The organism is Streptomyces subrutilus, assembly GCF_008704535.1.
Lineage (GTDB): Bacteria > Actinomycetota > Actinomycetes > Streptomycetales > Streptomycetaceae > Streptomyces > Streptomyces subrutilus.
The window spans coordinates 4657670-4672038 of record NZ_CP023701.1 but is presented as its reverse complement, the minus strand read 5'-3'; the positions used below and the strand labels follow the sequence as shown (position 1 = coordinate 4672038).

Here is a 14369-nt window from a genome sequence, read left to right as displayed (position 1 = left end):
CGCAGAAGTCGACAAATCCACGAACTCGGCGCTACGGGACCCCGCTTCAGGGCTGGGAGGGGCCCCCGGTGCCACCGCCGCCGCCACCGACGGACCCGATCCAGTCGGCGGCCTCGGTGCCCCAGGTCCACAGCTGGTCCCACCAGCCGCGGCCGGTGCCGACCCACTCCTGGAGCGGGGTCAGCTCCCAGACCAGCCAGCCCGCCACGAAGAACAGCAGGATCATGACCAGGCAGCCCTTGAGGCAGCCGAGTCCGGGGATGTGCACCGGGTTGGCGCTGCGGCGCCGGGGTTCGCGCGGGGGGCGCTGCTGCGGCGGCGGGCCCTGCGGGGGCTGCTGCTGCGGCGGACCCTGCGGCTGGCGGTACTGGGGCTGCTGCTGGGGCTGCTGCTGGGGCTGCTGCGGCGGCTGGTACTGCTGCGGCTGGCGCTGCTGTTGCTGCTGCGGCTGGTAGTGCTGCGGCGGCGGGGGGGCGTACTGCTGGTGCTGCGGCGGCTGCTGGTACTGCTGGGGCGGGGGCGCCTGCCGGTACTGCTGCGGGGGCTGTTGCCCCTGGGGCCGCTGCTGCGGGGGCGGCGGCGCCTGCCGCTGCGGCCGGCGGCGCAGCGGGTCCTCGGCGGGGTCGAGGTACTGCATCTGGGTCTGCTCGTTGCGGTCGCGGGCGGCGCGCATCTGCGACTCCCACGGGTGCGGCTGGTCCGGCCGCTGCACCGGGGGCATGACGGAGGTCGGGTCGGCGCCCGGGGCGCCCCCCGGACCGCCCGTGTGCGGCAGTACGGAGGTGGCGTCGGCGGCCCCGACGGGCGGGAGGACGCTGGTCATGCCGTTCGGGTCGTACCCGCCCAGGGGCGTGCCGGCACCGCCGGGCAGCACCTGGGTGGGGTCCGCGGCCCCGGGGGTGACGGGGACCGGCGCGGGCGAGGGGTCGGGCGCGAGCAGCGCGCCGACGCCGAGCGCCGCCTCCACCTCGGAGGGCGCGGAGTGCACGCCGATGCCCGCGGCGACCACGCGCAGGCCGCGGGCCAGGCTCTCGGCGCTGGGGCGCTCGGTCGGCTCCTTGCGCAGGCACCGCTCGATGACGGTCCACAGCGGCTCGGGCAGGGTCGAGGGGCGCTGGGGCTCCTCGCTGAGGTGGCGGTGGAGGACTTCGAGGGCGGTGCCGCCGGCGAACGGCGGGCGGCCGGTGAGCAGTTCGTAGAGCAGGATGCCCGCGCCGTAGATGTCCACCGCGGAGGTCTGCGGGCGACCCTCGGCCGACTCGGGGGCGACGTAGGCCGGGGTCCCGACGAACTCGTGGGTGCGGGTCAGGCCCGGGGAGTCGGCCAGGCGGGCGATGCCGAAGTCGGTCAGCATCGGCTTCATCTGGCCGCCGCGCTCGTCGAGCAGCACGTTGGCGGGTTTCAGGTCCCGATGGACCACGCCGTCGGCGTGGCTGGCCGCGAGCGCGTCCGCGATCTGGGCGGTCAGCAGGCTCGCGGCGACGGGGGTGAAGGGGCCGTTCTCACGGAGGTACCGGTGCAGGTCCGGGCCCTCGATCAGGTCCATGACCAGGGCGAGCAGGTCGCCCTCGACGACGAGGTCGCGGGTGCGGACGATGTTGGGGTGGGTGAGCCGCAGCAGGACCGAGCGCTCGCGCAGGAAGCGCATGACGATGTCCGGGTCGTGGGCCAGCTCCTCCTTGAGGACCTTGATGGCCACGGTCTCGCCGGGGTGGCCGGCGACCGCCGCCTCCGCGCCGGCGGCCTCCCGCTGGCGGGCGCGCCAGACGGTGCCCGTGGCGCCGCGCCCGAGCGGCTCCTCGAGCAGGTACTTGCTGCCGACTGGCCGCACGTCTCGCGCTCCCTGCTGTCGTCGTGCCGGCGTTCCCGCCGGCGTCGTCCGTCGAAGTTTTTTCCGGCCCACTCTAGGGGGTGTCCCCAGGGAAGACGCGGGCCGACGGAGGTTGGTTGCCGTACATATGTACGAAGGGTGATGTTTGCGGGGTATGCCGGAGGCGATTTTCCCCGGCTTTCCCCGGCTCCCCGTCGATATCCGGCCACGGCCCCGACCGGGCGGTGATCGTTCAAGATCATTTGTTGCCGGGTGCCGGGCGTGTTGTCGGTGACAGGTGCGAGGATGCACCCGTACGGAACGGCTCGGGACGGGAGCCCCGCCCTTCCGGCAGACCTGACCGGACGACGCGTCCGTGCCGGGCGGGGGCGATCGGGCGGCCAGTCCCGCCCTTCCCCTGCCGGGCGCACGCACCGCGCACCGCGCAGAAGGGACCGCTGACGGCGATGCAGATCCGGCTGACCGTCCTTGGGTCGCGCAGCGGCCACCAGACCGCCCCCGCGAGCTGTGACGTGCTCGTCACCGCTCCCCTGGGCACCGCGCTGGCCGCCGTCGCCTCCGGGCTCGCGGCGACCGTCGGCGGGCCCGACACCGGGGGCACGGTGGTGCTGTACGCCGGCGCCGAGCGGCTGGACCTCCAGCGGCGGGTGCTGGGCGAGCCGCCGCTGGTGGACGGGGCGGTCCTGGCGCTGAACGCGCCGGTGCCGGACGTGCTCCCCGAAGAGGACCTCGCCGCGCCCCAGCTGCACGTGGTGGCCGGGCCCGACGCGGGCGGGGTGCACCTGCTGCACAGCGGCCTGATCCGGGTGGGCCGCTCCGCCGACGCCGACGTCCCGCTGGACGATCCCGACGTGTCCCGGCTGCACTGCGCGGTGTCGGTGCTGCGGGACGGGCGGGTGGCGGTGGCCGACCTGACCTCGACGAACGGCACCACCCTGGACGGCGCCCCGGTGGGCCCCCAGCAGATCGCCCTGCCGCCCGGCGCCCTGCTGCGGGTCGGCGAGTCCACCCTGCGCCTGGCGGCCACGGGCGCGGCCCCGCTCCCGGTGACGCCCGACCTGGAGGGCCACCTCGCCGTACCGGGCCGCGCCGTGTCCCCGACCGCGTCGCACCTTCCCCGGCCGGGCGGCCCGTCCGACGGCCCGGCCCCGGCCTCCCTACCGGCGGCCCGGTCGGCGGACTCCCCCCTCCGCGCACCGGCCGCCGCGGCCGGGCACCCCGGAGCAACCGGGCACGGACAGCCGGCGCAGGCCGGGCCCGCCGGCGGCCACGGCCGGACCGGGGCGCCCGCGCACGGCGGGTACGCCGAGCCGTCCGCACACGGCGGATACGCGGCGCCACCCGCACACGGCGGATACGCGGCGCCCTCCGCACACGGCGGGTACGCACCGCCCTCGGCGCACGGCGGGCACGCGGCGCCGCCCTCGCACGGCGGGTACGCCGACCCGTCCGGGTCCGCCGGGGTCCGCGGGGAGGCCGGAGCGCCGGCCTCCGCCCGCGACGGCTCCGGGACCGCCGCGGGCGCGGCCGGACGGCGGCGCGGTCTGGGGGCCTGGGCCCGCAAGTGGGTTCGGGGCGAGGAGGACGCCGGGGAACCGGCCGGGCCGGAGGCCTCGGCCGTCGTCTGCGCCGCACCCGACCCCGACGACCCGGCCGCGCTGCTGCTGGCCGCGCTCGGTCCCACCGAGCGGCTGTGGTCCCGCACCCCCGGCCACCGCGCGGTGCTGGAGGTCGGACTCGGCGCGGGCAGCCGGGTGGCCCTGCGCGGCGTCGGCGGGCTGGGCCTCGCCGGGCCGCGGGCCCGGCTGGCCGGCGTGGCGCGCAGCGTGGTGGCGCAGCTGGCCGCCCTGCACGCCCCGGGGCAGCTGGAGATCGTGCTCGTCGCCACCGACCGGGCGCGGCCGCTCGCCGAGCGGCGGCGCGACTGGGGCTGGCTGGGCTGGCTGCCGCACGTGCGCCCCGCGCACGGCCAGGACTGCCGCCTGCTCCTCGCCTACGACCGCGACCAGGCCCTCGCCCGGACCGGCGAGCTGACCCGGCGGCTGGACGACGGCCCGCTCGGTGCGCACTGGGCCGCCGCCGACCCCGAGCGGGTCCGGGAGGCCGCCCGCGCCTACGCCGGGCCGTACACGGTCCTCGTCCTGGACGGCGATCCGGGCGCGGGCGGGCTGCGGGACGTCACCGGCCGGCTGGCCTCGCACGGCCCGGCCGCCGGCATCCACGTGCTCGCGCTCGCCGAGGCCCCGCCCGCCACGGCCGCCTCACCGGTCACCGAGACCTTCGAGGCGGCCTGCTCGGCCACCCCCGCGTTCCGTGACTGCGGGGCCGTGGCCCTGCTCAGCGGCGACGTGGCCACGGCCGTACGGACCTTCGCGGTCGACGGCGGCAGACCGGCGCCGACCGGCGACACCGCCACCGTCGACGCCGTCTCCGCCGCCTGGGCCGAGCGGTTCGCCCGCGCCCTGGCCCCGCTGCGCGCCGACGGTGCGGGCGCGGCCGCGGCCGCCGACTCCTACCGTCCGGCCTCGGCCACCCTGCCCGCGACCGCGCGGCTGCTGGACGAGCTGGGGCTGGCGCGGGCCACCCCGGCCTCGCTGATGGCCCGTTGGGCCGAGGCCACCGACCTGGGCCAGGGCCAGGGCGGCCTGGTCGAGGTCGTGCTGGGCGGCGGGCGGCGCGGTCCCGTCGGGGCCGAGCTGGTCCACGACGGCCCGCACCTGCTGATCGAGGGGCCGGCCGGGAGCGGGCGCACCGAGCTGCTGCGTTCGGTGGCCGCCTCGCTGGCCGCGGCCGCCCGGCCCGACCTGCTGGGCCTGGTCCTGCTCGACGGGGCCGGCGGGGAGCGCGGTGACGGGCTGCTGCCCTGTACCGAGCTGCCGCACGCGGCGGCGCACCTGGTGGCCTCGGATCCGTTGCGCATGCGGGAGTTCGCGCAGGCGCTGGGCGCGGAGCTGAAGCGGCGTTCGGAGCTGCTGGAGGGGGTGCCGTTCGCCGAGTGGCACGCCCGCCGCGAGGTCTCGGGCCGGCTGGTCTCCCCCCGCCGGCCGTCCCCCGGCGAGGTGCACGGGGAGGCGGACCCGCCGCGCACGGGCACGTTGCGGCTGCGCGCCGCCGCCCTGCGGAACGGGCCGCCCGGCCCGAGTCCGCTGCCGCGGCTGGTGGTGCTGGTGGACGACCTCGACGCGCTGGTGGCGCCGGGCCTCGGCAGTACGGGCCGCCCGGCCGCCGGATCGGTGGTCCGCGCGCTGGAGGCGGTGGCCCGTGAGGGGGCCCGGCTCGGCGTGCACCTGGTGGCCACCAGCGCCCGCCCCGACCGCACGGCCGAGACGGGGCTGGCCCGGCTCACGACACTGCGGGTGGAGCTCGACGCGCCGGACCAACCGGGGCCGGGCCGCGGGCTGTTGCGGTACGCGGACGGGCGGACGGTCCCGTTCCAGGCGGGCCGGGTCACCGGGCGCATTCCCCGGACGGCGACCCTGAGGCCCACTGTGGTGCCGGTGGAGTGGGAGCGGATGGGCGATCCGCCGGCCCGGCGTCCGGTGCGCGAGCTGGGCAACGGGCCGACCGACCTCGCGCTGCTGGCCAGTGCCCTGGACCGGGCCTCGCACCTGGTCTCCGCCACGCCCGTGCTGTTCCCGCCGGCCCCCTGACGGCCGACTCCGGCCCCGCGACGCGGTATTGCGGGGGCGGGCGGGTCGGCGTAGACCTTGTGGTCCGGGACACACCACGGGCATCGGGGGCAGCACCATGCACAGGCGCGGAACGAGCCGTACGACGTCGGGCTGGGCGGCGCTGGCCGCGGCGGGCGCGCTGGCGCTCACCGCGTGCGGGGGCGGCGGCGACGAGAAGGACCCTCCCCAGGGCGGCACGGGCCAGGCCGCACCGCGGGTGGAACTGCCGCGGCTGACCGGCGAGAGGCTGGAGGTCGCGGCGGTCTGGACGGGCCCGGAGCAGGAGAACTTCACCAAGGTCCTCAAGGAGTTCGAGAAGCGGACGGGGGCGGCCGTCACGTTCGTCCCGGCGCAGGACCCGATCGTCACCTTCCTCGGTTCGAAGATCGCGGGCGGCGCTCCGCCGGACGTGGCGCTGCTCCCGCAGGTCGGCGCGCTGGTCTCGGCGGTGCAGAACAAGTGGGCGCAGCCGGTGGGCCCCGAGGCGCAGGCCCAGCTCGACAAGAACTACTCGGCGGGCTGGAAGGCGCTGGGCGCGGTCGAGGGCACCCAGTACGGGGTGTACTACAAGGCCGCCAACAAGTCGCTGATCTGGTACAACGCGAAGGCCTTCGAGGCGGCGGGCGTCAAGCCGCCGTCGACCTGGAAGGAGCTGGTGACGGCGGCCGACACGCTGTCCGCCTCCGGGACGCCCGCGGTGTCGGTGGCCGGCGCGGACGGGTGGACCCTCACCGACTGGTTCGAGAACGTCTACCTCTCCCAGGCGGGCCCGGAGAAGTACGACCAGTTGGCGAAGCACCGGATCAAGTGGACGGACGACAGCGTCAAGCAGGCGCTGACCACCCTGGGCGAGCTGTTCGGGCGCAAGGACTTCCTGGCGGGCGGGGCGAGCGGGGCCCTGTCCACCGAGTTCCCCAAGTCGGTGACGCAGACCTTCACGGGCGGGGACCGGCCGGCGGCCGCGATGGTCTTCGAGGGCGACTTCGTGGCGGTGAACATCGCGCAGACGGAGGCGAAGGTGGGCACCGACGCGCTGGTGTTCCCCTTCCCGGCCGTCGGCGCGAAGGCTCCGGTGGTCTCGGGCGGTGACGTGGCGGTGGCGCTGAAGCCGTCGAAGGGCGCGCAGGCGCTGCTGACCTTCCTGGCCTCGCCGGACGCGGCCGAGATCCAGGCCCGGGCGGGCGGTTTCGTCTCGCCGAACAAGGCGGTGGATCCGGCGGCCTACCCCAACGACATCCAGCGGGGCATCGCGAAGGCGCTGATCGCGGCGGGTGACGACTTCCGCTTCGACATGTCGGACCAGGCTCCGGCGGCCTTCGGCGGGACGCCGGGCGCGGGCGAGTGGAAGGCGCTCCAGGACTTCCTGGCGAACCCGTCGGACGTGGCGGGGGCGCAGGCGAAACTGGAGGCCGACGCGGCCAAGGCGTACGGGAACTGATCCGGTGGCGGCCACGGTCACCCCCACCGCCCCGCGCGGGACGGCCCGGTCCGCCGAGGCGCGGCGCCGGCGTCTGGTCGCGGCGGCGTTCCTGCTGCCGGCGCTGGTGCTGCTCGGCGCGCTCGTCGTGCACCCGATCGGCTACTCGGTCTACCGCAGCTTCTTCGACCGCTCCGGATCCGCGTTCGTCGGCGGCGACAACTACCGGGAGATCCTGAGCGACGCGACCATCCGCACCGCGCTGAAGAACACCGCGGTGTGGGTGGTGCTGGCACCGACGACGGCCACCGCCCTCGGTCTGATCTTCGCGGTGCTCACCGAACGGGTGCGCTGGGGAACGGCGTTCAAGCTGCTGGTCTTCATGCCGATGGCCATCTCGATGCTGGCGGCGGGCATCATCTTCCGGCTGGTGTACGACCACGATCCCGACCGGGGCGTCGCCAACGCGGTCTGGGTCGGGGTGCACGACACCTTCGCGCAGTCCTCGGCCTTCCCCAAGGCGCGTCCGGGCCGGGACTCTCCGCTGGTGGACGCGGGCGGGGGCGCGTTCGTGACCCGTGATCCGGTGCGGGCGGGCACCCCGGTGCTGCTGCCGCTGGTCGGCGTGGCCCCCGAGGCCCTGCCGGCGGGGACCCGTACGGCGAAGGCGGCTACCGCGGCGCCGGACCGGGTGACCGGGACCGTCTGGCAGGACTTCACGCGGGGCGGGGGCGGCAGCACGAACGCGGTGGACCCGGCCGAGTCGGCGTTCTCCGGTATGCGGGTGGAGGCGGTCCGGGACGGCAGGGTGGTGGCGTCGGCGACCTCGGGAGCCGACGGCGTCTTCGTGCTGCCCGCGAACGCGGACGGCGCGCGGTTGCGGCTGCCCGCGTCGAACTTCCAGGAGGCCTACGCGGGCGTCCAGTGGCTGGGCCCGGCGCTGGTGACCCCGGCGGTCATCGGGGCGTACGTGTGGATGTGGGCGGGCTTCGCGATGGTGCTGATCGGGGCCGGACTGGCGGCCGTGCCGCGCGAGCTGCTGGAGGCGGCGCGGGTGGACGGGGCCAACGAGTGGCAGGTGTTCCGGCGGATCACGGTGCCGCTGCTGGGGCCGGTGCTGGCGGTGGTGCTGGTCACGCTGGTCATCAACGTGATGAAGATCTTCGACCTGGTGTTCGTGATCGCTCCGGGGGCGGTCCAGGACGACGCGAACGTCCTGGCGCTCCAGCTGTACCGCACGTCCTTCGGGACGGACGCCGATCCGGGGCTCGGCAGCGCCATCGCGGTGCTGCTGCTGGTGCTGGTGGTTCCGGTGATGCTGGTGAACATCCGCAGGCTGCGGAAGGAGGGGGCCCGATGAGCGGGACCGAGCCGACACCGGACCCGGCGGCGCCGCCCGGCCCGCCGGCCCACGAACCGCCCCGTCCGCCCGCCCGCGCCTCGGCCGTACCCGCACAGGGCGGCCCGGCACAGGACGGCCCGGCACAGAGCGGACGGGCGCAGGGCGGACGGGCGCAGGGCGGCCCCCTCGGGAAGTCTCCCGGGGAGGGCTCTGAGAGGGTCGCGGGGGCGGGTCCCGGGCGGGCCTCGGCCACGGCACGGCCCGCGCCGGTCGCGGTACGGCGGCGGGCGGGGGCCGGCGGGGTGGCCGCGCGCGGCCTGGTGGCCCGGCTCTCGGGCGGGGCGCTGCGCCTCTTCCTGGTCGCGGCGGCGCTCTTCTGGCTGCTGCCCACCCTCGGGCTGCTCGTCTCCTCCTTCCTGTCCCCCACCGATCTGAGCAAGGGCGGCTGGTGGGAGGCGCTGACGGCGCCGTCCCGGCTGACGGTGGACAACTACGAGCGGCTGCTGGCCAACGACACGATCACCGGCTCCCTGCTGAACACGGTGGCCATCGCGGTGCCGGCGACGCTGCTCGTGGTGGTCCTCGGTTCCTTCGCCGGATACGCCTTCGCCTGGCTGGAGTTCCCCGGCCGGGACTGGCTGTTCCTCGTCGTCGTGGGGCTGCTCGTGGTCCCGGTGCAGGTGGCGCTGATCCCGGTGTCCGAACTCTTCGGTTCCATCGGCCTGTTCGAGACGACCGCGGGCGTCGTGCTGTTCCACACCGCCTTCGGGCTGCCCTTCGCGGTGTTCCTGCTGCGCAACTTCTTCGCGGAGATCCCGCGCGAGCTGCTGGAGGCGGCCCGGTTGGACGGTGCGGGCGAACTGCGGCTGTTCGCGCGGGTGGTGCTGCCGCTGGGCGGGCCGGCCATCGCCTCGCTCGGCATCTTCCAGTTCCTGTGGGTGTGGAACGACATGCTCGTCGCGCTGGTCTTCGCGGACTCGGCGCACCCGCCGGTGACGGTCGCGCTCCAGCAGCAGGTGCGGCAGTTCGGCAACAACATCGACGTACTGGCCCCGGGCGCGTTCCTGTCGATGGTGGTGCCGCTCGTCGTCTTCTTCGCCTTCCAGAGGCAGTTCGTGACGGGGGTGATGGCCGGCGCCGTCAAGTGACCTCCCCGGCACGGCCGGCGGCACCGGATCACGGCGCCGACCTGCGGCGTCGACGCTCACCGCCCCGTGACCCGAATGCCGCACCCCGCGTAACCCGATCGCCGCACCGGGGGTTTCCGGGCCGTACGCCCGCCCGTCGACCCCTGGATGTGCCGTGCCCCGGTTCAGCGTCATCGTGCCCGCGTACCAGGTCCAGGCGTACCTCCAGGAGGCCCTGGACTCGGTCCTGACGCAGTCGTACCCGGATCTGGAACTGATCGCGGTGGACGACGCGTCCCCGGACGCCTGCGGTTCGATCATCGACGCGTACGCGGCCCGGGACCCGCGGGTCACCGCCGTGCACCTGGCGCACAACCTGGGTCCCGGCCCGGCCCGCAACGCGGGCCTGGCCCGGGCCGCCGGCGACTACCTGGTCTTCCTCGACGGGGACGACGCCCTCACCCCGGGCGCCCTGCGGGCCGTCACCGACCGGCTGAAGGCCGCCGGCTCGCCCGACGTCCTGGTCTACGACCACGCGCGGACCTTCTGGACGGGCGGGCCGGTCCGCGCCCGCCCGGCGGGCCGCCTGTCGCAGGAGGGCCCGGCCAGCTTCCGGCTCGCCGACCGGCCGGCGCTGCTCGGCATGCCGATGGTGGTGTGGAACAAGGCGTACCGGCGCGAGTACGTGGAGCGCGAGGGCCTGGAGTTCCCGACGGGCTTCTACGAGGACACCTCCTGGACCTACCCGGCGCTGCTGGCCGCCGAGTCCGTCGCCGTCCTGGACCGGGTCTGCGTCCACTCCCGCCAGCGCCGGACCGGCTCGCTCCCGACCACCGCCACCCGCCGTCACCTCGACGTCCTCGACCAGTACGACCGGGTCTTCGGCTACCTCTCCGGCCGCCCCGAGCTGGAGCGCTGGCGGCCGGCGGTGCACCGGCGGATGGCGGAGCACCTCTGCGCCCTGTACGCCGACCCGCGCCGCCTCCCGCGCGCGAGCCGGGCCGAGTTCTTCGCCCGGGCCTCGGCCCTGCTGCGCCGCCACCGGGCCGCGGGCGGCGGGGGCGCGCTGCCCGCGGTGTCGCGGACCGACCGGGTCCGGCACGTGCTGATGCGGCTGGGCGCGCGGCGCGCGTACGGGCTGCTGTCGGCGCTGCGCCGGGCCGCGCGGGCCGCCGGGCGCGGGGGCGCCGGGCTGGGGCGCGGTCTGGACGAGGCCCGGCTGCGGCTGCACTACCGGGTGCAGCGGCTGCTGCCGCTCCGCCCGGAGCTGGCGGTCTTCTCGGCGTACTGGCACGGGGGCTACGCCTGCAACCCGGCGGCGATCGAGGCGAAGCTGCGGGAGCTGGCGCCCCGGATGCGGACGGCGTGGATCTGCGGCCCGGAGCACGCGGCGGGGCTGCCCCGGCGGACGGTGGCGCTGCGGCCGGGCTCGGCGGCGTACTGGACGGCCCTGGCCCGGGCGACGTACCTGGTGACGAACGTCAACTTCGACCGGGCCCTGGTCAAGCGGCCGGGCCAGATCCTGGTGCAGACCCAGCACGGCACGCCGCTCAAGCGGGTCGGCCTCGACCTCCAGGACCGGCCGGCCGCCACCCCGACGGCGGACTTCACGGGGCTGCTGCGCGGCGCCGACCAGTGGGACTACCTGCTGTCGGCGAACCGGCACTCGACGCTGGTGTGGGAGCGGGCCGTGCCCTCCTCGTACACGACGCTGGAGTACGGCTACCCGCGCAACGACGTCTTCCACCGGGCCGGCCGGGCGCAGGTGCTGGCGCTGCGCGAGCGGCTGGGCGTGGCGCCGGGCTCCACCGCGGTCCTGTACGCGCCGACGCACCGCGACTACCGGCGCAGCCGACCGGACCACCTGGACTTCGAGCGGGTGCTGCGGGACCTCGGGCCGCGGTTCACGCTGCTGGTGCGCACGCACCTGACGTACGCGGGCGCGGGGCCGGCGGCGGCCGAGGCGCACCCCCGGCTGATCGACGTGTCGGCGCACCCGTCGGTCGAGGAGCTGTGCCTGGCCTCGGACGCGCTCGTCACGGACTACTCGTCGCTGATGTTCGACTACGCGGTGCTGGACCGGCCGATCGTGATCCACGCGGAGGACCGGGAGGCGTACGAGGCGGCCCGGGGCACCTACTTCGACCTGCGGTCGTGTCCGCCGGGGGCGATCGCCCGGACCGAGGACGAGCTGGTGGACATCTTCGCGACGGGCCACTGGCAGGGGTCGCGCTCGGCGCAGCTGCGGGCGGCGTTCCGGAGCCGGTTCTGCACGCACGACGACGGGCACGCGGCGGAGCGGGTGGTGCGCCGGGTCTTCCTCGGCCAGGCGGAGCCGCTCCCGGCGGTCGTCCCGCTCCAGGAGCGGCGGCCCGCGCCTCCGGCGCCGTCCGCGGCCCCGGAGGCGACCCTCGCACACCTGACGGCGGGCCGCTTCTCCTTCTGACCCGTACGCCGTCAGGCCGCGCGCAGGCCGGCCACCACCGAGCGGGCCAGGGCGTCCAGGTAGTCCTTCGGGACGGCGTCGCGGACCACCACCTGCCGCCAGTACAGCGGCCCGATCGCCAGGTCCAGCGCCCGGTCCGGGCAGGTCCCCTCCGGCAGCTCGCCGCGGTCGACGGCCTCCGAGACGATCCCCTCGGCCATCCGCCGCTGGCCGTCGAGCAGCGCCCCGCGCACCGCGTCGGCGATCTCCGGGTTGCGCGCGGCCTCGACCAGCAGGTCGGGGATGACGGCGGAGGCCACCGGGTGGCGCAGCACGTGCGTCATGACCTCCAGCAGGGCGCGGACGTCCCCGTACAGGGAGCCGGTGGCGGGCACCGGCAGGCCGTCCACGGCGAAGGCGGCCACGAGGTCGAGCACCAGGTGCAGCTTGGACTTCCAGCGCCGGTAGACGGCGGTCTTGCCGACGCCGGCCCGCCGGGCGATGCCCTCGATGGACATCCGGGCGAAGCCGACCGCGGCCAGTTCCTCGACCACCGCCTCCCGGATCGCCTCGGTGACGTCCTCGCGCAGGACGGCGGCTCCGGCGGGCGCGCGGCGGGCGGGGGTGGCGGCGGGGTCGGAGGTCATACGGAGAGCATAACCGCGCGCCTCGTCACGACGATACGGTTGCGTTCCGACGCTTCGGGACCTAATCTCACCGTAGCGACGATACGGACCCGTCCCATCGCCAGCGACGCCCTGGCCCCGTCGAAAGCGACCTGCCTGTGACCACCGTGACCGCACCCTCGACCGCGGCAGCCGCCGCGGCCCGGCCCGTCCCGCCGGAACTCTCCCGGCTCGCGGCCGAGCACGGCCTGACCCTCAGCGGCGCCCGGCCCACCCTCCCCCGCTACGTCGCGGAGCTGTGGGGCCGGCGCCACTTCGTCACCGCGTACGCCACCGCCCGCATGCAGGCGCAGTACAGCACGGAGAAGCTCGGCCAGGTCTGGCACCTGGTGACGCCGCTGCTGAACGCGGCCGTCTACTACTTCATCTTCGGCATGGTGATGAAGGCCAGCCACGGCGTGCCCGACTACCTGCCGTTCCTGATCACGGGCGTCTTCGTGTGGGACTTCATCGGCAGCTCCATCAACGCCGGCACCCGCGCGGTGCACAGCAACCGCGGCCTGGTGCGCGCCCTGCACTTCCCGCGGGCCAGCCTGCCCATCTCCACCGTCGTCCAGCTCTTCCAGCAACTGCTGGTCACCATGGCGGCGCTGGTCATCCTGCTGCTGGTCTTCGGCCAGACGCCCTCCTTCGCCTGGCTGCTGGCCGTGCCGACCCTCCTGCTGATGGCGGTCTTCGCGGCCGGCGTCGCGATGGTCATGGCGCGCATCGGCAGCAAGAACCCCGACGTCAGCCAGCTGATGCCGTTCGTCCTGCGCACCTGGATGTACTCCTCGGGCGTCATGTGGTCCATCGACCAGATGCTCAAGAACGACCACCTGCCGCACTGGGTGACCCTGGCCCTGAAGCTCAACCCGGCCGCCGTCTACATCGACCTCATGCGCTTCGCGCTCATCGACAGCTTCTCCGCCGCCTCGCTGCCGCCCCACGTGTGGCTGGTGGCCCTCGGCTGGGCACTGCTCGCCGGCGTCGGAGGCTTCATCTACTTCTGGAAGGCAGAGGAGGAGTACGGACGTGGCTGACACCTCGACGCGCACCCGCACCACCCCCGCACCGCCGGTCCCCGGGACCCGCGTGCCCACCGTCATCGCCCACGACGTCCACGTCGTCTACCGGGTCCAGGGCAGCGCCGGCCGCAAGGGCGGCGCCACCGCCGCCCTGAACCGGCTCTTCTCCCGCAAGGCCGCCCCCGCCGCCCGCGAGGTGCACGCCGTCAAGGGCGTCAGCTTCACCGCGTACAAGGGCGAGGCCATCGGCCTCATCGGCTCCAACGGCTCCGGCAAGTCCACCCTGCTGGCCGCCATCGCCGGGCTGCAGCCCGTCGCCGCGGGCGCCATCTTCTCGCACGGCCAGCCCTCGCTGCTCGGCGTCAACGCCGCGCTGATGAACGACCTGACCGGCGAGCGCAACGTGATCCTCGGCGGCCTCGCCATGGGCATGACCCGCGAGCAGATCAAGGAGCGCTACCAGGACATCGTCGACTTCTCCGGCATCAACGAGAAGGGCGACTTCATCTCCCTGCCCATGCGGACCTACTCCTCCGGCATGGGGGCCCGGCTGCGGTTCTCCATCGCCGCGGCCAAGGACCACGACGTCCTGATGATCGACGAGGCCCTGGCCACCGGCGACGCCGCCTTCCAGCGGCGCAGCAAGGCCCGCATCGAGGAGCTGCGCCGGCACGCCGGCACCGTCTTCCTCGTCAGCCACGGCATCAACACCGTCCGCGAGACCTGCGACCGCGCGATCTGGCTGGAATCGGGCGTCCTGCGGATGGACGGGCCCTCCGACGAGGTGTGCGCCGCCTACGAGCGCTTCACCCGCTCCTGACCCGCCGCACCCCCTGCTGCGCCGACGGGCCGGGCCCGGGACC

Annotated in this window: 9 protein-coding genes; 7 read left to right on the top strand and 2 right to left on the bottom strand. The window is 75.4% G+C overall.

All coding sequences use genetic code 11. The annotated features are described in order from the left end of the window. Nucleotides 1-46 precede the first annotated feature (46 nt). Nucleotides 47-1831: a serine/threonine-protein kinase gene (locus CP968_RS20485; protein ID WP_150519386.1), complete on the bottom strand. Its 1785-nt coding sequence runs from the start codon at nucleotides 1829-1831 to the stop codon at nucleotides 47-49. A gap of 446 nt (nucleotides 1832-2277) precedes the next feature. On the opposite strand from CP968_RS20485, the gene CP968_RS20480 reads away from it, so the two are divergent. From CP968_RS20480 to CP968_RS20460, 5 genes are all read left to right on the top strand, one after another. Continuing rightward, on the top strand, nucleotides 2278-5481 hold the full coding sequence (locus CP968_RS20480; RefSeq protein WP_150519385.1) for an FHA domain-containing protein: 3204 nt from the start codon (nucleotides 2278-2280) through the stop codon (nucleotides 5479-5481). A 97-nt stretch (nucleotides 5482-5578) separates the two neighbouring features. Continuing rightward, nucleotides 5579-6940 carry an ABC transporter substrate-binding protein gene (locus CP968_RS20475; RefSeq protein WP_150519384.1) on the top strand — a complete coding sequence of 454 codons (1362 nt, stop codon included), beginning with the start codon at nucleotides 5579-5581 and terminating at the stop codon, nucleotides 6938-6940. Between the two features lie 73 nt (nucleotides 6941-7013). Continuing rightward, nucleotides 7014-8279, top strand: a complete 1266-nt coding sequence (locus CP968_RS20470) for a carbohydrate ABC transporter permease (RefSeq protein ID WP_229886608.1) — start codon at nucleotides 7014-7016, stop codon at nucleotides 8277-8279. Between the two features lie 284 nt (nucleotides 8280-8563). After that, the gene (locus CP968_RS20465) at nucleotides 8564-9409 is read left to right on the top strand and encodes a carbohydrate ABC transporter permease (RefSeq protein WP_229886598.1); all 846 of its coding nucleotides are present in this window, start codon (nucleotides 8564-8566) and stop codon (nucleotides 9407-9409) included. Nucleotides 9410-9563: 154 nt separating this feature from the next. Beyond that, entirely contained in the window at nucleotides 9564-11834 is a 2271-nt protein-coding gene (locus CP968_RS20460) for a bifunctional glycosyltransferase/CDP-glycerol:glycerophosphate glycerophosphotransferase (protein WP_150519382.1), read from the top strand. 11 nt (nucleotides 11835-11845) lie between these two features. Here the strand turns inward: CP968_RS20460 and CP968_RS20455 are convergent, their stop codons facing one another. Continuing rightward, nucleotides 11846-12460 carry a TetR/AcrR family transcriptional regulator gene (locus CP968_RS20455; protein WP_150519381.1) on the bottom strand — a complete coding sequence of 205 codons (615 nt, stop codon included), beginning with the start codon at nucleotides 12458-12460 and terminating at the stop codon, nucleotides 11846-11848. Nucleotides 12461-12597: 137 nt separating this feature from the next. Between CP968_RS20455 and CP968_RS20450 the strand changes: the two genes are divergently transcribed. Next, nucleotides 12598-13521 carry an ABC transporter permease gene (locus tag CP968_RS20450; protein WP_150519380.1) on the top strand — a complete coding sequence of 308 codons (924 nt, stop codon included), beginning with the start codon at nucleotides 12598-12600 and terminating at the stop codon, nucleotides 13519-13521. Continuing rightward, nucleotides 13514-14326, top strand: coding sequence for an ABC transporter ATP-binding protein (locus CP968_RS20445; RefSeq protein WP_150519379.1), 813 nt, complete (start codon nucleotides 13514-13516; stop codon nucleotides 14324-14326). Before CP968_RS20450 ends, CP968_RS20445 begins: the two co-directional genes overlap by 8 nt. The last annotated feature ends 43 nt before the right edge of the window (nucleotides 14327-14369 follow it).

Excerpts from the sequence above, each read along its gene's own strand:
- CP968_RS20480 (WP_150519385.1), top strand. The coding sequence starts at position 2,278 with ATGCAGATCCGGCTGACCGTCCTTGGGTCGCGCAGCGGCCACCAGACC.
- CP968_RS20455 (WP_150519381.1), bottom strand. The coding sequence starts at position 12,460 with ATGACCTCCGACCCCGCCGCCACCCCCGCCCGCCGCGCGCCCGCCGGA.
- CP968_RS20475 (WP_150519384.1), top strand. The coding sequence starts at position 5,579 with ATGCACAGGCGCGGAACGAGCCGTACGACGTCGGGCTGGGCGGCGCTG.